Genomic DNA, 26,918 nt, shown 5'->3' with positions numbered 1-26,918 from the left:
CTTATGATAGTAATAATATGTAGCGAAAGCTACCAAATCCTACCCCGAACCCAACCAAATTATGCCTCAAACCCTACCAAACTGTGTCCCGTTAGGCACTCCCCTCCCTTTTGGGGAGGGGTTGGGGGAGAGGTTCTAACACCCAACAAACATGAAAATAGCAATTCTCGACTGCCATGCAGTCAACCCTGGCGACCTCTCATGGGAGCCGATAAAGGAAATAGCAGAGTGCGTTATCTATGAACGCACAAGTCAGGAACAAGTTGTTGAACGAGCAAAAGATGCTGATGGTATTCTTATTAATAAGGTGAACATCACACGTGAAGTACTCGAACAGCTACCACGATTGAAGTATATCGGTGAGTTAGCAACGGGTTATAACAATATCGATGTTGCTGCAGCTCACGAACGTGGTATCGTTGTGTGCAATATCCCTGCATATAGCACGGATAGCGTGGCGCAGCACGTCTTTGCCCTGCTCTTGAACGCTACCACACGAGTTGATCATTACGCTGAGGCTGTGCGCCGTGGTGAATGGAGCAAACAGCAAGACTTCTGCTACTGGGACACACCACTCGTGGAACTCGCAGGTAAGACACTCGGTATCGTTGGCTTGGGTAACATCGGAAAGAAGGTAGCAATGATTGCACATGCAATGGGGATGGATATCTCGGCTTGCACGAGTAAGAACAGTAGCGACCTGCCAGAGTGTATTCGTAAGACGACACTCGAAGGTCTGCTCAGTACGTCTGACGTCATCAGCTTGCATTGTCCGCTAACAGATGAGAATACACGTATGATTAATGCCGACACTCTGAAGGGCGTACGTCGTGGTGCCATCCTCATCAATACAGGACGTGGCGGACTCGTCGACGAGCAGGCTGTTGCTGATGCTCTTGAGAGTGGACAACTCGCTGCTTATTGTGCCGACGTGCTGACTGAGGAACCTCCTCGTGCTGACAATCCGCTTTTCCGTCAGCCAAATGCCTTTATCACGCCTCACATCGCTTGGGCAACACGCGACGCACGTGAACGGCTGATGGCAATATGTGTGCAGAATATTAAACAGTTTATAGCAGGGGAGCCACAGAACGAGGTGTGAAGCCCCACCCCGACCCTCCCCGAAGGGGGAGGGAGGAAGCCTCCCCCAACCCCTCCGAAAGGAGGGGAGTGCAGATAACAAAGGGAAGTATTCTAAATGCATGGAGCCAATGAGCATAGCTTACATAGAGGGGTTAAATAATTACAATATGTAAATCAAATTTCTTTGTTGTCTAACAATGAGGAGATACTCTAAGTTCATCGAGGCAATGAGCATAGCTTACATAGAGGGGTTAAGTAATTATAATATGTAAATTAGATTTCTTTATTGTACAACAATGAGGAGATATACTTAATACTTACGAAGAAAGTATAGCGAACCTTATCCTATTTGTCTCCCTCCCCTTTCGGGGAGGGTCGGGGTGGGGCTTTTAATTTTCAAATATGATCTACACTGATCCTCATCTTGTCCGTACGCTTCAGGTGATACTGGAGTTTCTCGGAACATTTGCGTTTGCCATATCAGGCATCCGCCACGCTGCACAGAAACACTTCGACTGGTTCGGAGGGTATGTCTGTGGGTTTGCCGTCGCCATCGGTGGCGGTACGATTCGTGACACGATGTTAGGCGTGCGCCCATTCTGGACCGCAAATATCATGTATGTACTCTGTACTGGTCTTGCGCTTTTCCTCGTCATCTTGTCACGTAGGTGGATACGTCGCCTTAGCAATGCGTGGTTCGTCTTCGATACACTCGGCTTGGCACTCTTCACGATAGCCGGTATTCAAAAGACTATCGCCTTAGGACATCCCTTTTGGGTAGCCATTATCATGGGTTGTATCACTGGTGTGGCAGGCGGTGTAATCCGTGACGTATTGCTCAATAATATCCCTGTTATCTTCCACAAAGAGATTTACGCTATGGCGAGTGTGGCAGGAGGACTCATCTATTGGGCACTCTTCTCATTGGGAGTGTCACTTCCAGTAACTGTCATTGTAACCTTCCTTGCCATCTGTTTAATTCGTTTTATTGCAGTGGGTTACCACATCTCTCTCCCCACGTTGCATGATGACGAAGAAAAAAAATAATAAAAAAGATTGCGAAACATTTGGTGGAACGAATAAAAAGCAATACCTTTGCACTCGCAATTCAGAAATGATTGATTTAATCATCATCTGTTGCAACCATTATTATGGTTCCGTAGCTCAACTGAATAGAGCACTTGACTACGGATCAAGAGGTTACAGGTTTGAATCCTGTCGGAATCACAAAAGGAACATTTGCAAGAGTGTTCCTTTTTTTTGCATTAGCCTATAAACTTTGAAGTTTGAACTTTGAAGTTTGGGGTCAGTCCTAAAATACTTAGTTTTTATCTTGATGAGCATAAGGTTGCGGGGGTCTTCTATCTTCTTGTTTCTTTGTCGTTTGAAATAAAAATCGTACCTTTGCAGCCAAATTATTATATAATAAGGTATTAGAAAAAGATGATTACACTTTCAAACCTTGCTATCCAATTCGGCAAGAGAGTTCTATACAAGGACGTCAACTTAAAGTTTACACCAGGTAATATTTACGGTGTCATTGGTGCTAATGGTGCTGGTAAATCAACCTTGCTCCGCGCCATCTCTGGCGACTTAGAGCCAAACAAGGGAACAGTAGAACTGGGTCCAGGCGAGCGTCTGTCTGTATTGGAACAGGACCACTTCAAATATGATGAGTATAAGGTAATGGATACCGTTCTCATGGGACATGAGGTGCTCTGGCAGAATATGAAAGAGCGTGAGGAACTTTACGCTAAGCCAGAGATGACAGAAGAGGATGGTAATCGTGCTGCCGACTTAGAGTTGAAGTTTGCTGAGATGAACGGATGGGAGGCTGAGAGTAATGCTGCACAACTGCTTCAGAACCTTGGTGTTAAGGAGGATTTGCATGAGAAGCAGATGTCACAGCTCTCAAATACGGAGAAGGTGCGTGTGATGTTGGCTAAGGCTCTCTTTGGTAAGCCTGAGAACTTGTTGCTCGATGAGCCTACTAACGACCTCGACCTTGAGACCGTTGAGTGGTTAGAGGACTATCTCGGTGAGATTGACGAGCATCAGACAGTATTGGTTGTATCGCACGACCGTCACTTCCTCGATTCTGTCAGCACACAGACTATCGACATCGACTTCGGTAAAGTAACGGTCTTTGCGGGTAACTACTCATTCTGGTATGAGAGTTCACAGTTGGCTTTACGTCAGGCTCAGAACCAGAAGATGAAGGCTGAGGAGAAGAAGAAGCAGTTGGAGGAGTTCATCCGCCGATTCTCTGCCAATGTGGCTAAGAGTAAGCAGACAACATCACGTAAGAAGATGTTGGAGCGTCTGAACGTAGAGGAGATTCGTCCATCAAGCCGTAAATATCCGGGTATTATCTTCTCTATGGAGCGCGAACCTGGTAACCAGATTCTTGAGGTTGAGAACTTGAAGGCTGTTGATGAAGATGGAACAGTACTCTTTGATAACGTGAACTTCAATATTGAGAAAGGACAGAAGGTTGTCTTCCTCTCTCGTAACGCAAAGGCTATGACTGCGCTCTTCGAGATTATCAACGGCAATCGCAAGCCTGATGGTGGTACATATAACTGGGGTATAACCATCACCACGGCTTACCTCCCATTGGACAATACCGATTTTTTCAATTGCGATTTGAACCTTGTTGACTGGTTGTCACAGTATGGTCCTGGTAACGAAGTGGCGATGAAAGGCTTCTTGGGTCGTATGTTGTTCAAGCAGGAAGAGGTTGAGAAGAAGGTGAACGTACTCTCTGGAGGCGAGAAGATGCGTTGTATGATTGCACGTATGCAGCTGCAGAACGCAAACTGTTTGATTCTTGACACACCAACCAACCACCTTGACTTGGAGAGTATTCAGGCTTTCAATAACAACCTGATTGGCTTTAAGGGTAACATCCTCTTCAGTTCACACGACCACGAGTTCATCAACACCGTGGCTGACCGTATCATCGAGTTGACGCCAAAGGGTACTATCGACAAGCTGATGAGCTACGATGAATATATCCATGACGAGCAGATTAAGGAACAAAAAGCTGGAATGTACTAAGATTGTTGAAACATGGCATACAATTTGCAAGTGTATACCATAACAAATAGTGCGATTAAATTATGAGTAAGAAAGAAATAAAGGTCGAAGGCGAAGATTTGGAGTTGAACAACGAAGAAACAACCCTAAACGAAGCTGACACACAGACTGATGAGTCAAACGAAGAGAAAGTTCCTGCAGAGGAAGAACTTGATCTACTGACCGCTGCACAGACAGAAGTTGAACAGTGGAAGGATAAGTATGTCCGTCTCGTTGCTGAGTTTGACAACTATAAGAAACGTACGCTGAAGGAGAAGTCTGAACTGATTCTCAACGGAAGTGAGAAGACTGTAGATGCCATTCTACCTATCCTTGACGACTTTGAACGTGCTCTTGCTGACAATACTGAGGATCCACAGGCTATCAAAGAGGGTTTTGAACTTATCTATAAGAAGTTTATGAAGACCTTGGAGACACTCGGTGTTAAGAAGATTAAGACCGATGATGCCGACTTCAACGTTGATTATCACGAAGCGATTGCAATGGTTCCTGGCATGGGAGACGATAAGAAGGGTAAGGTTATTGATTGTGTACAGACGGGTTATACGCTCAACGACAAAGTAATTCGTCACGCAAAGGTAGCAGTAGGACAATAGTAAGATGGCGAAAAGAGATTACTATGAGGTGTTAGGTGTCAGCAAAGATGCCTCTGACAACGAAATAAAGATAGCATACAGAAAACTGGCTATTAAATATCATCCTGACCGTAATCCAGGTGATGAAGAGGCTGAAGCTAAGTTCAAAGAAGCTGCCGAAGCATACGATGTATTACACGATCCACAGAAACGCCAACAGTATGATCAGTTTGGCTTCAATGCCTCTGGTGGCTTTGGTGAAAGTCCGTTCGGTGCAGGTGGTTTTTCTATGGACGACATCTTCTCAATGTTTGGCGATGTGTTCGGTGGACATGGTCGAGGCTTCAGTGGCTTCGGAGGTGGCGGGCATCAGGCTCCTAAATATCGTGGCACCGATCTTCGTTTGAAAGTTCGTCTGTCATTACAAGAGGTTGCTACAGGCGTTACTAAGAAGTTTAAGGTGCGCAAAGATGTGACCTGTGACCACTGTCATGGCTCTGGTGCAGAGAGTGGTAGCGGTACAGAGACTTGTCAGAACTGTCATGGCTCGGGTGTTGAAATCCGAACACAGCAGAGCATCTTTGGTATGATGCAGACCCAAACCGTCTGCCACGTATGTAATGGTGAGGGAACTATCATTAAAAACAAGTGTACTCACTGTCACGGCGAAGGCGTTGTAAAGGGCGAGGAGGTTGTTGAAATCAATATCCCTGCTGGTGTTGCAGAAGGTATGGTCGTCAATGTCCCAGGCAAGGGTAATGCTGGTAAGCACAATGGTGTGGCTGGTAATATCCAAGTTTATATTGAGGAAGAGGATAAAGATACCTTCATTCGTGACGGACAGAACATCATCTATAATCTCTTACTCGACTTCCCTACGGCAACATTAGGTGGTCAGGTTGACATCCCGACCATTGATGGTAGCAATGTGAAGATTAAGATTGAACCAGGAACACAACCTGGTAAAACACTCCGCTTGCGTGGTAAGGGTCTTCCAGCAGTACAAGGCTACGGTAGCGGCGTTGGAGACTTAGTGGTTCACATCAGCGTTTATGTCCCAAAAGAACTGAGCAAGGAAGAAAAGAAAATGATTGAAGAATTGCGTAATAGCGATAACTTCCAAGGCGATAAAAAGACCAAATGCTCTATCTTTGAAAACTTTAAGAAGCTCTTCAGTTAAGCAAGTTGACGAGTTTGACGAGTTGACGAGTGAACAAGTTAAATGAGTTGATAAGTCGAACAAGTTGACGAGTAAACGAGTTTTTAATTAGCAATGAGTTTACAAACAAAATTGAAATAATGATTATATGCCCCATTAGCCTTCATTGGCTAATGGGGCTAAATCGTTTCCTTACATTTCATCAACACCCAACACCCATCACCCATCACCCATCATGACCTACCAAGAAACCGTAAAATATCTATTCAACAGCACCCCCGTCTTCGAACACATCGGGGCATCGGCTTATAAAGAAGGACTTGAAACGACAAAGGCATTAGATGAACATTTCGGGCATCCACATACCCACTTCCTTTCAATCCATATTGCAGGAACCAACGGCAAGGGTTCATGCTCACACACTTTAGCTGCCATCCTCCAAGCTGAAGGATATAAAGTAGGACTCTATACCAGTCCGCACCTCGTTGACTTCCGCGAACGTATCAGAGTCAATGGAGAAATGATATCTGAACAGGAGGTTATTGACTTTGTTGAACAGGAACGCAACTTCTTTGAGCCACTGCACCCCTCGTTTTTTGAACTCACAACAGCATTAGCTTTCAAGCATTTTGCAGAGCAAAAGGTAGATATCGCCATCATTGAGGTGGGCTTAGGCGGTAGACTTGATTGTACAAACATTATCACTCCTATCTTATCAATTATCACCAATATATCACTCGACCATACCCAGTTCCTCGGTAATACGCTCGCAGCTATCGCAGCAGAGAAGGCTGGTATTATCAAACATCGTGTACCTGTCATTATTGGCGAGTCTGTCCCTGAAACAGAGATTGTTTTCAAGGCAAAAGCACAGAAAGAGGATGCCCTCATTGTCTTTGCAGAAGATATCCCAGCCGTACTTTCATCCCACGCTCTCCCCGATGGTGGCATCGCTTATCAAACTCGTTTTTTTGGCGATTTTGTGGGCGAATTAGGTGGTAGCTACCAAGAGAAGAACGCTAACACGGTGCTTATAGCCGTTATGCAGCTGTATAATAACGGTATTATCAAGCGTACTGACAGCATTGCGGAAGGCTTCGCCAATGTCTGTGAAGCAACAGGACTAATGGGAAGATGGCAGAGACTCCAAACGAGTCCATTAGTTATTTGCGACACAGGGCATAACATTGGAGGTTGGACCTATCTCTCACAGCAAATCAAGCGTCAACAATGTAAGCAGAAGCGCATTGTCTTTGGTATGGTGGATGATAAAGACCTACATGCTGTTATGTCTATGCTCTCCGATGATGCCATTTACTATTGGACACAACCAAGTACACATCGTGCTTTCCCTGCAGAGAAAGTTGCCAAAACAGGCGACAACTACGACCTACACGGAAAGGTCTACCCAACCGTCCTTGAAGCCTACCAAGCCGCCCTTCATGATGCCGCCCAATCCGACTTCATCTTCGTTGGTGGCTCCAGCTATGTGGTTGCCGACCTGCTGACAAACCTACAAGGGGAGTAGCATCCCTTCTTTGCAAACATCCTATTACTAAACAAAGTTAGTCTGACGAAACTACTCTACAATAAGCTCACGGAAATATAAAGGTTTTAGATACAATGAACATTTCCATAAGCCAGTGGTAATAGGAAGAAACCATAAGATAGTTCTCATTTAGAATTTTCAGCACGCTACTTCTCATCTACATTCATTTTAACGATCATTGAAATGAGGTTAAGAGCTCAATGTGTTGGATGGTATAGTCAAGCGGCAATATTGGGTCATTTCGATAGAGATTTTGACTATACCAGATTACCGCCTCTTGTAGAGTTTCTATTGGGATGACCTTAGTGGAAAGTAATAACTTGAAAGAATCATTTGAGCCATTATCGCTTTCAATTCTCTTGAGCAACTCTTCTTTATGATGTTTATTCAGACTCAAATTATATGCAACAAGCAGTCTGGCTGTTTCCCAAACAGCCAACCTAGACACATTATCTCTATCATATTCGTCTTCAATGAATACATTTCTAGGCAAGGTGCTTTCTATTTGATTAAGCAATTCTTGTACTGTAATATTCTTACTAACTATTTGGGCATATAAATTGCTATCAGTTGAGCGAAAACATGTTAATATCAAAATAGTACTTGGATTTACATATTGATTTGCCTTAAATGTTAGAAGTACAAGTCTTATATGGGCACATATTTTCTCCATCTGTCGTAAATTTAGATGCATATATTCAAAAAGGATGCGTGCCATTTTTAAGAATTCTTCTTTTTCTTCCAGTAAGTTTTTAGGTCTTAATTCCGATGCAAAGAATATATCAAATTCATATGCTTCATAAAGATATTTCGTGAATTTATCCACATTAGGTTCTGGTAATTTATATTCTATGTCAATAAATCGTTTCAAGTACTCTTCTGCATTTAAGTTATCACTACCATAGTATCCACAAATAGAATGGCATAATTGCTCTTTGTCTATTGAAAGAACAAATACGATATTGGATACAGAGAATAAATGTTTGACACGTTCTAATACTTTGACTGCAAAACGTGGATTACAACGGTCTAATTCATCAATTATAAAAATCAATGGTTTGCCATCCTGTGTGGTGAATTCGACAAGATTTTCAAGAGCCTTACGGAACTCTTCCATTGACTGACATTGCTCAACAAAGTCATCAATTACTTTGTCAAATGAATCTGCTATTTCTTTCATTGCTGATCCAATTAATTCAACGACATCTTCACCTAAACACTTTTTTGTTAATCCTTTGGCTATAGATGGTAACATGCCTGATGCCACTTTCCCTGCAGCTGCAGCAAACTTCGTGAATTTGACTTTGGCATCATCGCCTTCCGCCATATCACGAAACTGACTAATCATACCTATAATTGGGTCAGTGGTAAAATCATGTTCCCATACATTAAAATGTAGGACATTAAAATGTTGATTTTCAAGGCTCTTTTTCCACATTTTTACAAATGTTGTTTTTCCACTTCCCCATTTTCCATCTATTGCCAATACACATCCTTGGTTCTGACTGACAACAGTTGTTAAAATATTCGCATATTGATGACGACCAAGCTTGCAATTTTTGAAGGGGTTATCTTTTTCTATAATTGGTGCAGGTAGTTTAGAAATCATATTTATGTTTAAAGATTTATGCTTGATTACTAAATAAGTTTGGAGTTGTTTGCATATACAACCAATTTTGATATTCTTGTATTTTCTTTTGAGAAATACCTATACTTGAATAATCCACTATTTTGGAAAGTCGATAAAGGTTGATTCTCATTAGTAATTCTCTACTAACTATACGCTTTGCATCCATAAAACAGATATTTTGTATAAACTGTTTAAGCAAATCGCTTTGTAGAATAAAAAGAGTAAGCTTTGCATATTCAATATTTTCAAATCCTAACAGATAGCAAGTGTCATCAACCATTACGGGCTTACCAGCAAAAGGTTCGACTAAAGAAAACATTAAATCTGAATATAAAGCGGAAATTACTATCTTATATGGAGCAAAAGAATAATCTCCTAATCCAAAAACGCTAAACCTCGGTTTATTTTTGTATATGATACTCTTTCTTCCATCTAAATATGTAGCATGTGATAAGAGATAGGAATATGTTTTGGGAGCCCTTTCTTTTAAAATCGAAGTATTTTCAGTAATATTCGTTTGAGGTAGTATTAAATATTTTCTAATACCTTTCAGTCCTTTTCCTATATCAGAACTTTTAAGTAGAGGGAAAATAGTGATGTCATCAACATCAACAATCTCTTTAAGTCCATTTATATAAATAGAATTATTCTTGGAAAGTTCCATGACTTTTGAACAGTCATGTTTTATTCCTGAACGCCATATTAATGGGGATTGACCGTCAAGGAAACTTGTTTGTCCATAATCTTTAATATTGGATACAAAAGCTTCATTTACCCATCCAAAAGAATGGGTAATTTGTTTTGTGTAAAAGTTATATGATATACATTCTTTTTGACAATGGCTTCCAATATGACACTCAAATAAAGATGCCGGAACAGAGACGTTGAATTCTTTTTTTGCATCGAAAACAAGTTGTCTAACATCTTGTATATGACGAGGATAGAAATATTGTCTATGCATAATATTCTTTATAACCGAGTTTTTTACAAGCAACGCTATATGTGTATCACTATGATATGAAAAAGCGTCAATTATCTGATTGCAAATACTTTCTGCAATATCAAAATTTCCTTTACCTGTGATAGCTTCTATTCCCTTTGTCTTTTTTATGTTTCCTTTTATAGGCAGATTCATTCCATCATTTTTCCCTAAACCACTATTTGTTACCCAAGGCGGATTACCTATAACTAAGATGTTTTGATTCTGATTCCGAATGGCTATTTCTCTAAAATCGAAAGTGAACACATCTGTATTGTAGAGTTCATAGCTGACAATGAGCTTGTTCGTTTGGTATTCTTGAAGTTTTCTTTCTGCTTGTTCAATATATCCTTTAAAAATTTCTATTCCGTAAACTTTTTTCACCGTTTGAAATACATCTATGGCTGCCGATATAAAATTACCGACCCCACAAGTAGGCTCCACAATAATATCCGGGGAAATACCTCTATCTTTCAAATATAGGCAAACACTTTTGGCAAACTCATAGCTGGTTTGCCAATCGCCATAATTTTCTCGAATTGTATCCTTTTTTGAAAGTAACGTTTTAGGTGTTTTACTTATTAACATCCGAATATTTAACAATTTGAGTTATACCATCAATATTTTCCACCATATTTACAATTCTTCTATATTGTAATCTCCATTGTAATGCATTGGAAATCGTTAGATAACCAACTTTCGGTGGATTCCTTAGAATATTCTCTGCCATGTTCATTAAAGTTACCTCATCAGAAGGTATTTGATGGTCAATTAAAAATGCAAAAATGTCATCAGCATTCCCATTGTTGTTAATGATATTCAATAAACCTGTTGTTGTCTGGTAATCTGCAGTTCGAGAAGATTCTATAAAAGAGCAGGAAAGGAAATTTAACCCTCCTTTTTTAGTTCTACCGTTGTCCGTCTTTTGATAAACAAAAACGATTAAATTATAACCAAGTCCATAAATTTTCTGGTTGCTATCCTTAAATGGACAACTTGACTGTGGCTGTTTAATTGAAGTTACTTTAATATCTGTATTTAAAGATGGCAAATCAAGTCCGTTAGCAGAACTGCCAATTGTAATATCATACTGTTGCTCTAAATATTCTTGGAACAAATGTTCAACAAAAGTTCCTACTGCTTTTCCATCAGTAACGCCAAATAGTTCAGAACGATAATGCCCACTTTCTTTTTCACAAAACTTTTTCGCTGCAATTTGAAGTTCTGCAATATTTAATATTTTCTTAGTCATATCTAAATGTTTTATTTGCTTGGATTAATTAATTCGCGGCGGTCAACCTCTAAAAGTTCAGCAATACGTGTAAGTGTTATCAAATCAGGTTGTTGTACATTAGTACACCATTTTGAAACGGTCGAAGGAACTTTACCCAATTTTTCCGCTAACCATTTACTGGTTCGTTTCTTTTCAACAAGGACAATCTTTAGTCTGTTTATATCATTCATACGCCATATAGTTGATTTGTACGCAAAGATAGTGATTTTTAGTGAAAGTATTTATGTTCCCATGAATTAAAATATTTTATCAGACATTCGGAGTAAAATATTTCAACATATTCTGTTATATATAGTCATTTATCCTCATGTCAGATGCAAAGGTAGCCAGCCTCATTGAATATGGAAAAGTCAAACGGCAAATCGTTAGGAGTAGTTTCTTTCTCTTGTGGAGAGTAAACAGTCCCAGGCTCTTTCTCCTTTCATCTGCTTGGCTTAATAAAGCGTCCGAAAATGGGACAAACGACTGACGAAATAGTAGAAAAATCAACTCAAACAATAGTTCTTTTTTTGAGGAGCTATTACATACGCCATTATTTTTACTAATCTTTCCGACTTTTTAGAAATATTAGACAGGCGTTTTATAGATATTTTTTGCAAAGAGTAGTAAAATAACAGTGGCTTGCACTTTGAAAGTACAAGCCACTATAAAGTTGCATGATAGGCATTTCTATTTTAGTTTATCTTTTATGAACTGCGCCATTTCGTGCATTTGGGTAGCAAAGAGAACAGGAATGCCATTATTATCCTCATTATAATGTTCTAAGCTATTCTTTATACCTTCATCCATATGATTAAAAGCATACTTGCCATTTAGTCCTCCTTTTACAACTTCGTTGCAACACCGCTTGAGTTTTTGACTTCGTTTGTCGGTAGAGGATGTTGTTATACAATCCAAATCAGTTTTAGGAGTATTCTTGTAACAATAGTATAACCATATCTCAAAGCAAGGATTACTTATTATCCATCTTCCAGTATCATCTTTTGACTTAGAAGAAAGAATATCTCTGAGTTGTTTGTAAAACTCGTCAACATCGGTAAGTAGAAAAACATCATCTATTTCGTCTAAACGATATGATTGATTATCGATAATAATTTCACCTTTTTCACGAGTATTCTTCCATATTTCCTGCATTTGAGAAGGATTTAGTCCTTGCTTTTCTTTCGACAAGAATAATGCCTTTAAGATAGAGGATTTATTGCCTTTAATAAGTTCCTTCAAGAAATCCTTTTCTCTTTTTTCTCCACCAGAGATAATAAAGATAAGTGATGGCACACGAAAGCTATCACCCTTTTGGTACTCTGGAGAGACATTAGAAGGTATGATGAAATGGTTAGTTTCATCATCCTCAACCTCAGTTGATATGTTCTCTGCATCTGTATGTCCTTCATTTACTCGAGGACGAATAGGCGTTTCTGGCTCCTGTTTTGATTCATCCTTCTTATATGAAAGCTTTGAAAGGTCCATAAGGCATTAGATTTTTAGCTCTCCTATAAAGGGAATGGCACCATAACGTCCTTCCATATACCCATTTGCAATATTAATGGTATTATGGATTTTGAAATCATTTAATGAGTACATGTGGGTACTACCTTCTTTTTTCTCGACCATCCAAACTTCATCTGTTCGGATAAATTTTTGATCCAGCAAACATGTCTCATGGGTTGTAAATATCAGTTGACCCGTTGTGTCTTGGCTTGAAAAGATTTTTACTAATTCTCTTATAAGATATGGATGGATACTATGTTCAATTTCATCAATCAAGACGGTTTTGCCTTCCCTTATTGCATCATAAAAGGCAGGCGCAAGATTGAATAGGCGAACAGTTCCATCTGACTGCGCCTCAATATCCATATCTTTTGAAAAGCCGTTTTTCCCAAACTGTTCAAACATCATCTGGCTAATCTTTCTAACCCCATCTTCAATGGTGATATTTCGTCTAATTCTGTTGTCCTTTGTTATTTGAGATATTCCACCAGATTGCATTTTGTTTAATTTCTCTATTAACGATTCGGCCTCATTGTGAGAACGAATCCATTCATCAAAATCCTCTGTTTGAACTTTGACCGTATTGATTCCTAAATCAACAGCCTTGAATAGAGCCGATGTAAACTCAGTGATTTCTTTATTTCTTCTAAAAAGTTCAATTAAGCCAGGAATGAACGAATGAAAGCCGATTAGTAATAATTCTTCGTGAAACCAATTCTTCGCAATAACAATGTTCTTATCTGATAAAACAGGCATATCATCATTAATTGTCAATAAACTGGCAAAAGGATTTTTTTCTAACCATGCTTTAATCATTTTGTCCACCTCATCTGATGGTTTTACTGCAAAAGACAAAATGTTGCCTTCTCTTGTAAATACATCTTTATTCTCTTTAACACCAAGTCCAGATTCCATTAGAGTCTCAGATCTAATCCCCTCTTCACCAATTCCAACAGAATAGATAAACGCTTTTCCTGCTTTTGTAACAAACTCTATAGCCAGATTTATTGGTTGAGAAGCAGGATTCTTCTTTAAAGCATAAAAATATCTTGAAACTTTAGATTGATTTAAAAATTCTTTATTAGTCACTAATAACTTGATAAAGTCAACAGCTTTCAGCATATTGGATTTTCCAGCACCATTGGCACCATATATAGCAGCCATTCTTAGTGTTGGTAATCCTGCAGCCATAGTAATATGATTGGGGAGAGACTCCTTTCTCATATTAGGGAACATATCAAATTGAACCTTATCTTCAAAAGACAGGAAATTCTCTATTATTACTCTGAGTAACATAACGTACAAATTTAAATGATCATAAATGATAAAATACAGATAGCATCTAAATGTATCTGTTATTTTATAGGTGCAAATATACAAAAAAATATATATATGCCGTGAAAAATTCACGCAAATTAACTGCATACAATATTCTCATTCACCTCACGGCTCGCCCAAAGTCTCGACAATCATTGGCACTTGTCGTGGTTTGAAGACACGCTGGTGGAATGTGTAGCCGATTGCAGAAAGCCACTCGGACAAGCCGGGATAGAGATTTATATCACCAAAAAGTTACATTGGGATATTTTTGTAAAAAAGACTTTTAAGGAAAGACTATGTAATCTTTTAGGGGTATAAGGTAATTGCTTTGCTATTGCTAAAATGTACGTAGGTTAATTCAGCGTAGGGGAATCATTGTGTTCATATTCCCGTCTGGAGGAGATAAAGGAGATGGGAGAGGGTCAGCTTTGTTTGTTTTGTTTTTTTTCTACTTTGTCTATTTTCTTTACCGCTTATTCTTTACTTGATGCTTAATTGGCTTCAAAAAGACACCTAATTAGCTTTCAAAAGATGCCCTTTAAGGCTTCAAAAGATGCCCTTTTGGAGGCTTAAAGGGCACCTATTGAAATACTGTTCTGTAGTAGCCTGATAATCAATGCGTTGTTGGTGTACTGAAAATCTTATTTTCTCTTTGATTTTAGGTATAGCAAGATGTATTTTATGTAAATAAAATTCGCAATACGTTTGGGGTATTTCCTTCTATATTGGTTTGATGGTTTAGATATAAATAAGTGCCAAGCCCGTGAAGGCTTAGCACTTATTTATGTCGTATGATGCTACTACTATGGTATGACGATAAGTTCAAGGCTGTCAGATTTGACTTTCACTTTCAGCCAGTCATAAAGTTGTTTTTTATTGTTGTTAGCAAGTGGTTTTGAAGTCTTTACTACTGCGACAATATGATTATCAATCAATGTTGTGTCGGTGAATGATTCAGAAGCCTTTGAAAGTATAATGCTCTTTGCAGTAGGACAGATAACCTTAAGCTCGTCTTTCATGTCGTTTGCCAGAACAGGATAATGCGTATAGGAAGTTAGCTCCTTCTTTAGCACATCGTTGTTATATATAAGTTCTTGCCATTCAGACGTATTCTTATCTCCTACGAATAACTGATCTTTCTTCTTGTGTTTCAGAATCAATAAACTGTCAGAGGTTGTACCTTGTATGACTTTTAGTTTATAACCTTCAAGCTGATAGTCTGTCATTGTTTTTTGTGCTTTTGCTATTGTGTCCGCAGGGATAGGATTACCCACAGCCACTACATGAAGCGTTTTGGTTTGGAGGTCATATTCATGTGAGAGGATATTAGTTCCGTTATACTGAAGTTCCTTTGCTATGAACTGTTCTATATTATTTTCAAAGACACTTTGTTTGATAATGTTCCATGTCATGTAGCTGGCAGGAATAATCGTGATAATGATGATACTAATGATGTAATAATTTACTCGTTTCATTTGCTCACGATTAACAAACTCTTTTCTGCGAAACTTCATGAAATGTGCGCCCAAGCAGGTTGTAAAAGCGATGAACACTGTATTGATGAAATATAGATAGAAGGCGCCAAAGAAGTAGGAAGTGTTGTGCACAGCCAGTCCGTAACCTGCTGTACAGAGGGGTGGCATCAGGGCTGTTGCAATGGCAACACCTGGCAACACGTTGTTTTTACCTCTTGTCGCTAATGCTAAGAAGCCAGCAGCACCACCGAAAAGAGCGATTAGCACGTCGTAAAGAGTTGGTGAAGTGCGTGCTAAGAGTTCCGATTGTGCATCTGTGATAGGCGAGATGGTAAAATAGGTCATTGCAGTGATGACACTGATGAACGTACTTACCAAATAGTTTTTTATAGACTGTCTGAAAAGAGTTAGGTCTGCTATCCCTATTGCCAATCCCATACCAATGATAGGTCCCATTAATGGAGAGATGAGCATGGCGCCAATAATTACAGCTGTTGAATTGACGTTCAGACCTAATGATGCAATAAAAATGGCGAAGATGAGTATCCAGAGATTAGAACCTTGAAAGTTGATTCCGTCAGTTATTTGTTTAACAACATCTTTCTCGCTGTCCTTGTCAGGCAAGACGTTGAAATAACTCTTAATTACTTGCCATAATGTCTGTTTGTTATATTGCTGCATTTTTTTACTTTCTTACAAAGATACTTATTTAATGGAATATATCAAGCGCTTTCTTAGATTACTGGTAATTAGTTGGTTGGTATCGTAACTTATTGCCTTTTGCCTTTGTCTTTTGATATTTGCCCTTTGCCTTTTGTTTTTATTTTTCTTTTGTACATTCTTTCCTTTTTACAATGGCGTCAGCCTTCTGTGCATTCCCCGACCTTTAGGTCTCTGAGCGTTTCGACACTCAAAAGAAAATCTGTTCTTTCTGTTCGACACTCAAAAGAAAATCTGTTTAGGCTCTAATGACCGATATGGTTTTAAAGTTATAAAAGTCAAAAGACAAACTTTCCACTCCGAATTTATGAAGACAAAAAAAGAGTACCAAGAAAACTTGATACTCTTTTTTAATTATGTTAGATTTTAGTGTGCAAATTACTTGCCACCCTCCATCTTCTTCTTCAAGTCAGCGAGAACACCGAGGTCGCCGAGAGATGTACCTGCTGCAACGTTGTTGATAGCAGCTGCATCATTCTTTTGCTTGCCCTGGTTTGCTGAACGCTGGCGACGTGGCTCTTCCTTAACCTCCTCGAATGTGCGAGAGTGAGAGAGGATGATACGCTTAGTGTCCTTAACGAACTCGATTACCATGAATGGAAGAACCTCACCAAGCTGTGCCTGTGTGCCGTCCTGCTTAACAAGGTGCTTTGGAGTTGCGAAGCCCTCACCACCCTCAGCGAGTGAGATAACGGCACCCTTGTCCATTGACTCAGTAATCTTACCCTCGTGGATTGAACCAGGAGTGTAGATTGCCTCGTACTCATCCCAAGGATTAGTCTCGAGCTGCTTGTGACCAAGGCTCAAACGACGGTTCTCCTTGTCGATTTCGAGAACTATAACCTCAATCTCTGCACCCTGTGAGGTGAACTCTGATGGATGCTTAACCTTCTTAGTCCAAGAGAGGTCGCTGATGTGGATAAGACCGTCAACACCTTCCTCAAGCTCTACGAAGATACCGAAGTTAGTGAAGTTGCGAACCTTAGCAATGTGCTTAGAGCCTACTGGATACTTAACCTCGATAGACTCCCATGGGTCTTCCTTGAGCTGCTTGATGCCGAGAGACATCTTACGCTCGTCGCGGTCGAGTGTGAGGATAACTGCCTCAACCTCGTCGCCAACCTTCATGAACTCCTGTGCTGAACGCAGGTGCTGGCTCCAGCTCATCTCTGAAACGTGGATCAAGCCCTCTACGCCTGGCTGAATCTCAACGAATGCACCATAGTCGGCCATAACAACTACCTTACCCTTCACGTGGTCGCCAACCTTGAGGTTTGGATCCAGTGAATCCCATGGGTGTTGAGTGAGCTGCTTGATACCGAGAGCGATACGCTTCTTCTCCTCATCGAAGTCGAGGATAACAACGTTAATCTTCTGGTCGAGTGCAACAACCTCGTGTGGATCGCTTACGCGACCCCAAGAGAGGTCAGTGATATGTACGAGTCCGTCAACACCACCGAGGTCAACGAATACACCGTAAGAGGTGATGTTCTTAACAGTACCCTCGAGAATCTGACCCTTCTCAAGGTGAGAGATAATCTCCTTGCGCTGTGCTTCAAGCTCAGCCTCGATGAGTGCTTTGTGTGAAACGACTACGTTACGGAACTCCTGGTTAATCTTAACAACCTTGAACTCCATTGTCTTACCAACGAATAAGTCGTAGTCGCGTATAGGGTGAACGTCAATCTGGCTGCCTGGAAGGAATGCCTCAATACCGAATACGTCAACAATCATACCACCCTTAGTGCGGCTCTTGATGTAACCCTGGATAACCTCGTCGTTCTCCAGTGCCTTGTTGATATTTTCCCAGCTCTTCTGGAGGCGTGCCTTCTTGTGAGAAAGAACGAGCTGACCGCTCTTGTCCTCTTGGTTCTCAACGTAAACCTCTACCTTGTCACCAGCCTTGAGCTCTGGGTTGTAACGGAATTCAGAAGCAGGGATGATACCATCGCTCTTGTAGCCGATGTTAACAACTACTTCCTTCTTGTCAACTGAAATAACAGTACCTTCAACTACCTGATGCTCCTGGATTTTGTTAAGAGTTTCGTCATAAGCCTTAGTAAGATCGTTCTTACTTGCCTCAGCGTGTGCGCCGTTCTCGAACTCATCCCAGTTGAAGTCAGCTAAAGGCTGTACATTCTGGACGTCTTTGAAATTTGTCATAAAGTGTTTAAAAAATAATTTAATTAATAAAGTTCGACTTTATATTATCTGTAATATGGGCGTAGTTCGCCCAAATCGGGTGCAAAGTTACGAATAATATTCTGTATATTAGTGCTTTGCTTCTCTTTTTTGTTTTTTTCTTTCTACTTCCGAAGATATCGCTTACTCTGTTGAAATCCTTCTTCAAAATCAAGCCTATGCCCTGCGTTGTCAGTGAGTTACGTGTGAAGTAACGGTCGTTGGTTTGATTATAGAAACGGAAAGCTACGTTACCGCTTGGTAGGAGGAGGTAACGGATGTCGAAATCGCCGATGAAGGATGATTTATCCTTTGCTACATTGTTTCGATAACCGAACTGCCCGTTGAAGAGCAGGCGGTTGTTGAGCATACTTCCTGAGAGCATTCCCTCGTACTCAGCATTGTCGAAGCCTTCGTTACCTGTGGCAATATTAGCACCAAAGTTCCAGTTATTATCTTTCACAACGTTGGATAATACGGTGTTGATTTGTTGTGAAATCGTACCAGAAAGTAGACTCTGCATAGCAAGGGATGTACGACTTGGTGCCTCACTGTTGCGTGCCGTATTGTTATTATTGCTCTGCGGATAGAAGCGTCCAACAGCCAACAGGTAGAGTACTTGCTGGTTAAGTTCTTGCTCTGAGTTCAGGATAGAGCGTATCATCTGTTGGGCATCAGGCGAGAGTGTTGGGAGGTCGAGACCGAAGGAGACGGTTGGTGCGCCTGGCGTTCCTTCAATGTTAAGCAGACAGTTTACCTTTGTGTTGTTTGCCGTGAATGATTTTCCGAGTCCGAGGTCGCCCAATGGAACAGAGTTGATGATATAGTTTGCTTTCAGATTTAATGCAGCATTGAATGGGTCGCCGCCGAAGGCTATTGTTGAGCCAGGCTGGAAGATAAACTGCTTCTTGATAATGTTTTGAATTGTGAGGTTATACTGTCCGTGGTCCACGTTGTAGTTTCCAAAGAGCTGGAAGGCACCCTTATTATAATAGGTAGCACGAATCATTCCCGAACCGTTCAGCTGGATATTATCACCAGTGGCTTCATCAAGCAGTACTCCGAGCGTAAGATTAGGATTGGTGCGTAGGAGGAAGTTGATGTGCAGGTCGCTTGGTATGTCTCTGAATTTCACAATGTTTGTTGCCTTTTTAGGGGCATGTTTCGCTGCAAAGCTTAGTGTGTCAGCAGCTTCAGGAGTTAATACGCCAATGCTATCCTTGGGCACGTTAATCCATCGTATGAAGTTGTTTGTACCCGCATCATTGGTAGAGCTGGCATCGTATGTTATATAGGTATTTCTCTCAGGTTCCATGTCAATATTCATGGTTGTTGAGCCAGGTTCACCTTTTATATTACATTTACCAGTACCATATACTACGCCCCAGAAAGCATCCTTACCTTGCTTCTTTGGGAAGTTATAGGCGAGGAGGTTACGTGCGAAGATATTGATGTCGTAGGTAAGATGGGTAAGATACTTATGGTGTAATCCACCTGTGACGATACCAATGTGTCCGTGAGGGTCGGTGATGGTGTCATTGCCAAAGATAATCTCGTTTGGAATCATGCGTACACGTGCGTCACGCATCTTATAGGTAACTCCTATTGGTTTTACATATACGCTTCCGTTCACCTGCATATCACCTTCAAGATTGATGGCGCTAAGGGGTCCGACAACTTTACACCAGCCATTTCCTTGCACTTGAATCTTATCCATAAAGGAGCCACAGAAGCTCTTTAGGAAGTAGAGAGGCGTGTTATGGGCAAAGATAGGTAGGTTGATATAGCTCTTTTTAATGTCTACATAGCCGTTGATGTCAGTGCGTGCGCCATCGCCAGCATCGGCATATGCATCAATATTGATTTTACCTTCCTTGTCATTATAGTTAGCTTCTGCATAGAGTGTACCCATGTCGCCCTCTTCAAACTGGAAGTCTTGTACCTCGAGGTTCGCTTGTAGCTGTGGGTGATGGAAGAATGATTTGATAGAAGCTGTGCCCGAAGCCGTTCCTGCAAATGAAACACTATGGAAATTGACAAGGTTAAGAATATATGGAACGTTGATATCCTTAAATCTTACAAGGATCGAATCGCTTTGATTACCAGAGGTTTGTCCGTTGGCAATGATATGCTGATTGTTGTTAGAAAGTTCAAAGTGGTCAATGATGAGATTGTTCCGATGATAGGAAATATCAGAAGGTTGCACTTGCAGAGCTATGGAGTCAAAGTTGATTTCAGATGGGTTGAGGTGTAAGTGGGTCTCTAAGTCGCCATGACGACGTGAGAAAGAAGCAATGCTATTAACATTACCATATATCGCAGAAAGCCCTGGTAGGCGGAAAGAAATGTCTGAACTTATAGCGTTGTTAGCGATAAGTCCTTGTGCATTAATAATAACATGAGGTCCTTTCTCTCCCTTTCGTTCGGCAGAGATATTCGTCTGCAAACCTTGTGGTTCACTCTTGATGTTCAGAATGAGGTTGTTAATCTGTTGTCCTGCATAGGTCACGTCAGGTGCGTTGATATGCAAATCAATTTCGTTTTGACGTTCTCGTACAAGTCCTGTAAGCCTCATAGCGTGAGAAGAAGTGATTTTTGTTTTAAGCAGACTGTTTATAAACTTCGTGTCATTCAGGCGTAAAGTGAAGGCATAATTAGCCTTTCCACGCCCAAAGTTATAGTGTGGAGTCGGTTGGAAAAGACTCGGGATATAATGCTCTAATATGCGCCTTATGCTTTGTGGAAGTTGGCTATAATCATATTGTCCAGCAAGGTGCAGCTCGCCAAAGTCGGTCTGTGCATCAAGTGACTTACCTAATAGTCCGTTGTTAGCCTTGATGTTTAACTGGTTAAGAGCGATGTTCTGTCCTTCGCCAGACATAGAGAAGTTGTTGACATCGAGGTTTCCTATGACATCATTTAGGCTTGCGCCCTGTCCTTTTATCTTAGAAGTAAAAGAGATTGTTCTATTGCCCAAAGCCTCCGTCAGTTGAAGTTTGTGCAAGTTGACGGCATCAGCAATAATAGAGATGTCAGTAGACAGTTTCCCTTTTCGTTGTAGAAAAGCCATAATATTGGTCGCTTTGCCGTCAATAGTCAGCTTTCCGTTAGGATCGTTGATGGCTGTCTTGCCTGTGAAAATGTCGTTCTGATAGCTTCCGTCAAGGTGGATATTCTTGTAGGTATAACCCTTATAATAGAAGGAAGAGACGTCGCCCATTGCGGTGAGAGAAGATAGGTCGGTGTTGCCTTCTACCTTAATATTCGTGCTTACTATGCCAAAGTCATTATTGTCAAGTACTTTCGCAAGGTTTAAGTCGGTTGTATTGATAGATCCTTGAATGTTCTTTCCGTGAAGAATTGTAGCTAATTGAACATTTCCGGCATCTGTGTTCAGCTGTCCTTTTGCAGTATATTTTCCCATGTTATGCGCAAAGGTGCCAAGATAGTGGATATCACCCATGTTACTCAAAGGCTTAGGGAGGGACTGATGAGTAACTTTGGCAATGGATTGAAGGACGTTTTTACTAACCTTCAGCGGACTGAAAGTGATGTCCCATGTAGGCTTCTTTTGAATGTTTTTTACCCAACCTTTTGCCTTTATCTGGGTTGAAAGTGTTGGGTCGGAAATGTTAAGTTGCTTTACCAATACTGACTGGCTCGTACCCTCAGCATCAACATTAGCTGTGTAGTTAGTCGTTATGGACTTTAACTCGGGTAGGATAGGGGAGAAGTCGGAAGGCTTTACGGAGGCTTTAAATCCATTTATTGCGTAGCGCAAAGTGCTGAAATCTAACTTCTTGTTGTTGAACTTGTAAGTTGTAAGTAACTCTTTTAGGGCAATCTTACTATTAGCTCCTTCGAAAACGAAGTCACGTAAGTTGGCTTGCTTTTGATTAGCTCTCAAATCAAAGGCTAACTGCTTAACTTCTAAGCCTGATGACTCTTTGAAAGCCAATGTCCTTAGGTCTGCCCATACACTTGTGTCATCTAACTTGTGAAGAATAATATAAGACGAAATGTTGTAGAGGTTGATATGATTCAGGTTCAGACGTTTAGGCGTTGTTGGAGCATCCAAACAGTCGTACTTTATGCTACCATGTCGGATAACAAGGCTGTTGATGGATAAATGCAATGGAGTGTGACTTGTAGTGTCCTTAGATGCTAATGAGTCCAAGACAAACTGGAAGTTTGCTTTGGCATTTTTGCTTGTTTTATAGAGTTCTGCTTGCAAACCAAATATCTGTGCAGAGGAGATATTAATCTCTCCTGTGCGTAGAAGATGCCAGATGTCGACTCTTGCTCCAACACGTGATGCCGATAGCATCTTCTTATGACTTTGGTCATAGATGAGGATATCGTCCAATACAAAGCGGTTGATAAAACCTAAATCAATCCGCCCTACGTGCACTTCTGTGCCTAATTTGTTACCTGCTACATCACCTACTTTTTGGGCAAGAAAACCCTGTACTGCTGGTATGTGCAGCAGTACGATTGTGGTTATGTAAAGACCCGCTATGGTCCATATAACCCATCGTATAATTGTCCTAAGTTTCTTCAATGCGTCTACAAAACTACTAAAAAAACGTTTTATACTGAAATTATTATATCTAAATGTGCCAAATCTGCTTAAATTTTGCTACATTTGCAGAAAATAAGTTGCGTTCGGCAAATTGAAAATAAGTTTTCTTTGCCCTCACTTGCATTATTTTTGCAGAAAATAAGCTGCGTTCGGCAAATTGAAAATAAGTTTTCTTTGCTCTCACTTGCGTTATTTTTGCAGAAAATAAGCTGCGTTCGGCAAAGCGAAGGTCCGTTTACTTTATGCTTTGTCCAGCTTATTCAGGACGGAAAAGATTAGAATGAAATAATATAAAATCTGGTATGGCAAATGTAATTAAGTTACGAAAGGGCTTAGACATTAACCTTACAGGACGCGCGCAGGAACAGATGTTGCCTGTGAAATCATCTACGGAATACGCATTGGTTCCAGATGACTTCCCAGGATTGACACCTAAGGTAACCGTTCGTGAAGGTGATCATGTCCGAGCTGGTGACCCATTGTTTGTTGACAAAGGGTGCACTGAAGTTAGCTTCGCTTCTCCTGTGAGCGGTACCGTCACAGCTGTTGAGCGCGGAGAAAGACGTAAGGTGTTGCGTGTGAAGATTGCTGCCGATGCGCAGCAGGAATATGCTGACTTCGGCGTGAAGGACGTGGCGGGCTTATCCGCTGATGATGTCAAGGCTTCATTGCTGCAGGCGGGATTGTTTGGTTATATCAACCAGCTACCTTATGCTGTTGCTACACGTCCAGACACAGAACCAAAGGCTATCTTTGTGTCTGCACTTCGTGATAAACCTTTGCAAGGCGACTTTGAGTTTGAGTTGAATGGTCAGGAGAAAGACTTCCAGACTGGTTTGACAGCTCTCGCCAAGATTGCAAAGGTTTATTTGGGTATTGGTGCTAAGCAGTCGGCTACTGCGCTGACCGGAGCAAAGAACGTTGAGGTAACTGTGTTTGATGGTCCTTGCCCAGCAGGTAATGTTGGTGTACAGGTAAATCATATTAATCCAGTTAATAAGGGCGAAGTGGTATGGACTGTTGATCCAACAGCTGTTATCTTCTTCGGTCGTTTGTTCAACACTGGTAAGGTAAACCTCACTCGTCGTGTTGCCATTGCTGGTAGCATGGTAAAGCAGACAGGCTATGTTGATGCCCTTGTTGGTACTCCTTTGAAGCAAATCCTTGCAGATAACGTTGCTGACGGTTGTCATGTTCGTATTCTCAATGGTAATCCTCTCACTGGCGTTATTGCCAATGACGAGACAGTGCTCGGTGCTCATACTTCTGAGGTAACTTTGATTCCAGAGGGTGATGACGTGCACGAAATCTTTGGTTGGATGCTCCCTCGTCTCAATGACTTCTCAACCTCTCACAGCTATTTCAGCTGGTTGCAGGGCAAGAAGACGTACAACCTCGATGCACGTCTCAAGGGTGGCGAACGTCACATGATTATGAGTGGCGAGTACGACAAAGTGTTACCAATGGATATCTATAGCGAGTACCTTATCAAGTCAATTCTCTCAGGCAATATTGATAGCCAAGAGCAGTTGGGTATCTACGAGGTAAGTCCAGAGGACTTTGCGCTCGCTGAGTTCGTTGACAGTTCCAAGTTGCCTTTGCAGAAGATAGTTCGTGAGGGCTTGGATATCCTAAGAAAAGAGAATGCATAGGGGTCTTATGAGCCCACAATAACTTTAACTATGGTTTCAAATAAAGTTTCTCAGAATGTCATCAGCAGTCAGTCAACAATCGGTTATGGACCTGCAAGAATGTTGCCAATGCCTTTTCGACGTATTACAAACGCTTTGTAATAGTTGTACAAAGGGCTTGTAATAACATTACAAAGCCTTTGTAACCATTCTGGAAACAGAAACTTTGGACTTTAAGAACCCTATAATAAAAGTAATATGAGTTTAAGAAATTATCTCGATAAGATACGCCCGAACTTTGAAAAGGGCGGAAAGCTTCACGCTTTCAAGAGTGTCTACGATGGTTTCGAGACGTTCCTTTATGTTCCTAATGAGACATCAAAGAGCGGAACTTCTATCCACGACGCAATTGATTCGAAGCGAATTATGAGTATAGTCGTACTGGCAGTAGTACCTGCTATGCTCTTCGGTATGTATAATATCGGTTATCAGAATGCCTTAGCAGCTGGCAAGTTGGCTGATGCTACTTGCTGGGGTATGTTCCTTTATGGTCTGCTTGCGCTGTTGCCAAATATCCTCGTGTCCTACATTGTCGGCTTAGGCATTGAGTTTGCTTGGGCACAGATGAAGGGTGAGGAGATACAGGAAGGTTACCTTGTATCAGGTATTCTGATTCCATTGATTATCCCTGTGACCACACCACTTTGGATACTCGTGCTTGCAGTAGCCTTTGCGGTAATCTTTACGAAGGAAATCTTCGGTGGAACAGGTATGAACCTCTTTAACGTTGCTTTGGCTGCACGTGCCTTCCTCTTCTTCTCTTATCCAAGTAAGATGACAGGTGATAGCATCTGGGTAGCACATAATTCAATCTGCGGTCTTGGCTATAACCTGCCTGACGGTTTCACAATGGCAACCCCATTGGGCGAGATAGCGCAGGGAACAACAGTGAATACTTCTGTATGCGATATGATAGTTGGTCTTATCCCAGGCTCTGTTGGTGAGACATCAGTTATCGCTATCGCTATCGGTGCTGTTATCCTTCTTTGGACGAACATCGCCAGCTGGAAGACAATGTTGAGCGTATTCCTCGGTGGTACCGTGATGGGACTTATCTTCCATTCAACGGGTGCAACACCAATTCAGTGGTATGAACACCTCGTCTTAGGTGGTTTCTGCTTCGGTGCAGTCTTCATGGCAACCGACCCAGTGACATCAGCACGTACAGAGACAGGTAAGTGGGTATATGGTTTCTTTATTGGTGCGATGGCAATTATTATCCGTGTGATGAACCCAGGTTATCCAGAGGGTATGATGCTCGCCATCCTCTTTGGTAATATGTTTGCTCCACTCATTGACTACTGTGTAGTTCAGTCAAACATCAGCAAGCGCGCAAAGCGTGCTAAATAAATAAGGAGGACGAAGAAATGAAAACAAATAGTAATTCTTATACAATTATCTATTCTGCCATCCTCGTGCTGATAGTAGCCTTTTTGCTTGCATTCGTGTTCAAAGCATTGAAGCCAATGCAGGATGCTAATGTACAGCTTGATCAGCAGAAGCAGATTCTCTTTGCGCTCAATCAGAATCGTGATATGAGCAATGAGGAGGCACTTAAACTTTGGAAGAAGATTATCGTGGCAGATGATATCATCAATGCTGACGGTAAGGTTGTTGAGGCTGGAAAGCAAGGTGGTGTTGATGCTGGCTTTAAGTTGAATAGTAAGGATGCCAAGGAAGGCAAACTCGCATTGTTCCGTTGCAAGGTAGATGGTCAGGATAAGTATGTTATCCCTGTTTATGGTAACGGTCTTTGGGGTCCTATCAACGGTTTCATCGCTATCAATGGTGATAAGCGAACGGTCTTCGGTGCTTACTTCAACCACGAGAGTGAGACAGCTGGTCTCGGTGCTGAAATCAAAGACAACAAGGCATGGCAGGATTTGTTCAAGGGTAAGCATCTCTTTAGTGGAAACGATACTCAGAATATAGCACTTGCTGTTGAAAAGAAGATCAAAGACCCATCTACGCAGGTAGATGCCGTAACAGGTGCTACGCTTACCAGTAATGGTGTGACAGAGATGCTTCAGACAAAGAAGGGTGGACTTCAACCTTACGTTAAATTTCTGAACAGCAAATAACATTCTAATCTT

Annotated in this window: 19 protein-coding genes and 1 tRNA gene; 10 read left to right on the top strand and 10 right to left on the bottom strand. The window is 41.2% G+C overall.

Annotation, left to right across the window (positions count from 1 at the left end; all coding sequences use genetic code 11):
- The first annotated feature begins 151 nt into the window (after nucleotides 1-151).
- The 7 genes from J5A56_RS02945 to J5A56_RS02915 all read left to right on the top strand — a co-directional run bounded on the left by J5A56_RS02945 (nucleotide 152) and on the right by J5A56_RS02915 (nucleotide 7,444).
- On the top strand, nucleotides 152-1,102 hold the full coding sequence (locus J5A56_RS02945) for a D-2-hydroxyacid dehydrogenase (RefSeq protein ID WP_021670825.1): 951 nt from the start codon (nucleotides 152-154) through the stop codon (nucleotides 1,100-1,102).
- Between the two features lie 383 nt (nucleotides 1,103-1,485).
- Nucleotides 1,486-2,130 (top strand): trimeric intracellular cation channel family protein, encoded by a 645-nt coding sequence (locus J5A56_RS02940; protein WP_021670826.1) that lies wholly within the window; start codon nucleotides 1,486-1,488, stop codon nucleotides 2,128-2,130.
- A 106-nt stretch (nucleotides 2,131-2,236) separates the two neighbouring features.
- Nucleotides 2,237-2,310: transfer RNA gene (locus J5A56_RS02935), tRNA-Arg, on the top strand.
- Between the two features lie 216 nt (nucleotides 2,311-2,526).
- Complete coding sequence (locus tag J5A56_RS02930; protein WP_021670827.1) at nucleotides 2,527-4,143, top strand: ABC-F family ATP-binding cassette domain-containing protein; 1,617 nt, start codon at nucleotides 2,527-2,529, stop codon at nucleotides 4,141-4,143.
- Between the two features lie 62 nt (nucleotides 4,144-4,205).
- Nucleotides 4,206-4,778, top strand: coding sequence for a nucleotide exchange factor GrpE (locus tag J5A56_RS02925; protein WP_021670828.1), 573 nt, complete (start codon nucleotides 4,206-4,208; stop codon nucleotides 4,776-4,778).
- A gap of 4 nt (nucleotides 4,779-4,782) precedes the next feature.
- Nucleotides 4,783-5,937: a molecular chaperone DnaJ gene (dnaJ, locus tag J5A56_RS02920; RefSeq protein ID WP_021670829.1), complete on the top strand. Its 1,155-nt coding sequence runs from the start codon at nucleotides 4,783-4,785 to the stop codon at nucleotides 5,935-5,937.
- Between the two features lie 214 nt (nucleotides 5,938-6,151).
- Nucleotides 6,152-7,444, top strand: coding sequence for a bifunctional folylpolyglutamate synthase/dihydrofolate synthase (locus J5A56_RS02915; protein ID WP_021670830.1), 1,293 nt, complete (start codon nucleotides 6,152-6,154; stop codon nucleotides 7,442-7,444).
- Between the two features lie 196 nt (nucleotides 7,445-7,640).
- Here J5A56_RS02915 and J5A56_RS02910 read toward each other — a convergent pair whose 3' ends face one another.
- The 10 genes from J5A56_RS02910 to J5A56_RS02865 all read right to left on the bottom strand — a co-directional run bounded on the left by J5A56_RS02910 (nucleotide 7,641) and on the right by J5A56_RS02865 (nucleotide 23,113).
- Nucleotides 7,641-9,074 (bottom strand): KAP family P-loop NTPase fold protein, encoded by a 1,434-nt coding sequence (locus J5A56_RS02910; protein WP_021670831.1) that lies wholly within the window; start codon nucleotides 9,072-9,074, stop codon nucleotides 7,641-7,643.
- A gap of 16 nt (nucleotides 9,075-9,090) precedes the next feature.
- Nucleotides 9,091-10,662, bottom strand: coding sequence for an SAM-dependent methyltransferase (locus J5A56_RS02905; protein WP_021670832.1), 1,572 nt, complete (start codon nucleotides 10,660-10,662; stop codon nucleotides 9,091-9,093).
- Nucleotides 10,649-11,326, bottom strand: coding sequence for a hypothetical protein (locus J5A56_RS02900; protein ID WP_021670833.1), 678 nt, complete (start codon nucleotides 11,324-11,326; stop codon nucleotides 10,649-10,651). Before J5A56_RS02900 ends, J5A56_RS02905 begins: the two co-directional genes overlap by 14 nt.
- An 11-nt stretch (nucleotides 11,327-11,337) precedes the next feature.
- Complete coding sequence (locus J5A56_RS02895) at nucleotides 11,338-11,538, bottom strand: helix-turn-helix transcriptional regulator (protein WP_021670834.1); 201 nt, start codon at nucleotides 11,536-11,538, stop codon at nucleotides 11,338-11,340.
- A gap of 499 nt (nucleotides 11,539-12,037) precedes the next feature.
- Nucleotides 12,038-12,835, bottom strand: coding sequence for an RloB family protein (locus J5A56_RS02890; protein ID WP_021670835.1), 798 nt, complete (start codon nucleotides 12,833-12,835; stop codon nucleotides 12,038-12,040).
- A 6-nt stretch (nucleotides 12,836-12,841) separates the two neighbouring features.
- Nucleotides 12,842-14,152, bottom strand: a complete 1,311-nt coding sequence (locus J5A56_RS02885) for an AAA family ATPase (RefSeq protein ID WP_021670836.1) — start codon at nucleotides 14,150-14,152, stop codon at nucleotides 12,842-12,844.
- Between the two features lie 147 nt (nucleotides 14,153-14,299).
- Nucleotides 14,300-14,398: a DUF4248 domain-containing protein gene (locus tag J5A56_RS13905; protein WP_196801643.1), complete on the bottom strand. Its 99-nt coding sequence runs from the start codon at nucleotides 14,396-14,398 to the stop codon at nucleotides 14,300-14,302.
- 581 nt (nucleotides 14,399-14,979) lie between these two features.
- Nucleotides 14,980-16,332 (bottom strand): TIGR00341 family protein, encoded by a 1,353-nt coding sequence (locus J5A56_RS02875; protein ID WP_021670839.1) that lies wholly within the window; start codon nucleotides 16,330-16,332, stop codon nucleotides 14,980-14,982.
- Nucleotides 16,333-16,749: 417 nt separating this feature from the next.
- Nucleotides 16,750-18,534 carry a 30S ribosomal protein S1 gene (gene rpsA / locus J5A56_RS02870; RefSeq protein ID WP_021670841.1) on the bottom strand — a complete coding sequence of 595 codons (1,785 nt, stop codon included), beginning with the start codon at nucleotides 18,532-18,534 and terminating at the stop codon, nucleotides 16,750-16,752.
- Nucleotides 18,535-18,553: 19 nt separating this feature from the next.
- On the bottom strand, nucleotides 18,554-23,113 hold the full coding sequence (locus J5A56_RS02865; protein ID WP_211815492.1) for a translocation/assembly module TamB domain-containing protein: 4,560 nt from the start codon (nucleotides 23,111-23,113) through the stop codon (nucleotides 18,554-18,556).
- A gap of 323 nt (nucleotides 23,114-23,436) precedes the next feature.
- On the opposite strand from J5A56_RS02865, the gene J5A56_RS02860 reads away from it, so the two are divergent.
- From J5A56_RS02860 to nqrC, 3 genes are all read left to right on the top strand, one after another.
- Complete coding sequence (locus tag J5A56_RS02860) at nucleotides 23,437-24,786, top strand: Na(+)-translocating NADH-quinone reductase subunit A (protein WP_021670844.1); 1,350 nt, start codon at nucleotides 23,437-23,439, stop codon at nucleotides 24,784-24,786.
- 237 nt (nucleotides 24,787-25,023) lie between these two features.
- Entirely contained in the window at nucleotides 25,024-26,175 is a 1,152-nt protein-coding gene (locus J5A56_RS02855) for an NADH:ubiquinone reductase (Na(+)-transporting) subunit B (protein ID WP_021670845.1), read from the top strand.
- A 17-nt stretch (nucleotides 26,176-26,192) separates the two neighbouring features.
- Nucleotides 26,193-26,906 (top strand): NADH:ubiquinone reductase (Na(+)-transporting) subunit C, encoded by a 714-nt coding sequence (gene nqrC / locus J5A56_RS02850; protein ID WP_021670846.1) that lies wholly within the window; start codon nucleotides 26,193-26,195, stop codon nucleotides 26,904-26,906.
- The last annotated feature ends 12 nt before the right edge of the window (nucleotides 26,907-26,918 follow it).

This window comes from Prevotella melaninogenica (genome assembly GCF_018128065.1).
Classification (GTDB): Bacteria; Bacteroidota; Bacteroidia; order Bacteroidales; family Bacteroidaceae; genus Prevotella.
The sequence above is the reverse complement of the archived record's forward strand: the minus strand, read 5'-3'. Positions and strand labels throughout refer to the sequence as shown.

Excerpts from the sequence above, each read along its gene's own strand:
- J5A56_RS02945 (WP_021670825.1), top strand. The coding sequence starts at position 152 with ATGAAAATAGCAATTCTCGACTGCCATGCAGTCAACCCTGGCGACCTC.
- J5A56_RS02940 (WP_021670826.1), top strand. The coding sequence starts at position 1,486 with ATGATCTACACTGATCCTCATCTTGTCCGTACGCTTCAGGTGATACTG.
- J5A56_RS02930 (WP_021670827.1), top strand. The coding sequence starts at position 2,527 with ATGATTACACTTTCAAACCTTGCTATCCAATTCGGCAAGAGAGTTCTA.
- J5A56_RS02925 (WP_021670828.1), top strand. The coding sequence starts at position 4,206 with ATGAGTAAGAAAGAAATAAAGGTCGAAGGCGAAGATTTGGAGTTGAAC.
- dnaJ (WP_021670829.1), top strand. The coding sequence starts at position 4,783 with ATGGCGAAAAGAGATTACTATGAGGTGTTAGGTGTCAGCAAAGATGCC.
- J5A56_RS02915 (WP_021670830.1), top strand. The coding sequence starts at position 6,152 with ATGACCTACCAAGAAACCGTAAAATATCTATTCAACAGCACCCCCGTC.
- J5A56_RS02910 (WP_021670831.1), bottom strand. The coding sequence starts at position 9,074 with ATGATTTCTAAACTACCTGCACCAATTATAGAAAAAGATAACCCCTTC.
- J5A56_RS02905 (WP_021670832.1), bottom strand. The coding sequence starts at position 10,662 with ATGTTAATAAGTAAAACACCTAAAACGTTACTTTCAAAAAAGGATACA.
- J5A56_RS02900 (WP_021670833.1), bottom strand. The coding sequence starts at position 11,326 with ATGACTAAGAAAATATTAAATATTGCAGAACTTCAAATTGCAGCGAAA.
- J5A56_RS02895 (WP_021670834.1), bottom strand. The coding sequence starts at position 11,538 with ATGAATGATATAAACAGACTAAAGATTGTCCTTGTTGAAAAGAAACGA.
- J5A56_RS02890 (WP_021670835.1), bottom strand. The coding sequence starts at position 12,835 with ATGGACCTTTCAAAGCTTTCATATAAGAAGGATGAATCAAAACAGGAG.
- J5A56_RS02885 (WP_021670836.1), bottom strand. The coding sequence starts at position 14,152 with ATGTTACTCAGAGTAATAATAGAGAATTTCCTGTCTTTTGAAGATAAG.
- J5A56_RS02875 (WP_021670839.1), bottom strand. The coding sequence starts at position 16,332 with ATGCAGCAATATAACAAACAGACATTATGGCAAGTAATTAAGAGTTAT.
- rpsA (WP_021670841.1), bottom strand. The coding sequence starts at position 18,534 with ATGACAAATTTCAAAGACGTCCAGAATGTACAGCCTTTAGCTGACTTC.
- J5A56_RS02860 (WP_021670844.1), top strand. The coding sequence starts at position 23,437 with ATGGCAAATGTAATTAAGTTACGAAAGGGCTTAGACATTAACCTTACA.
- J5A56_RS02855 (WP_021670845.1), top strand. The coding sequence starts at position 25,024 with ATGAGTTTAAGAAATTATCTCGATAAGATACGCCCGAACTTTGAAAAG.
- nqrC (WP_021670846.1), top strand. The coding sequence starts at position 26,193 with ATGAAAACAAATAGTAATTCTTATACAATTATCTATTCTGCCATCCTC.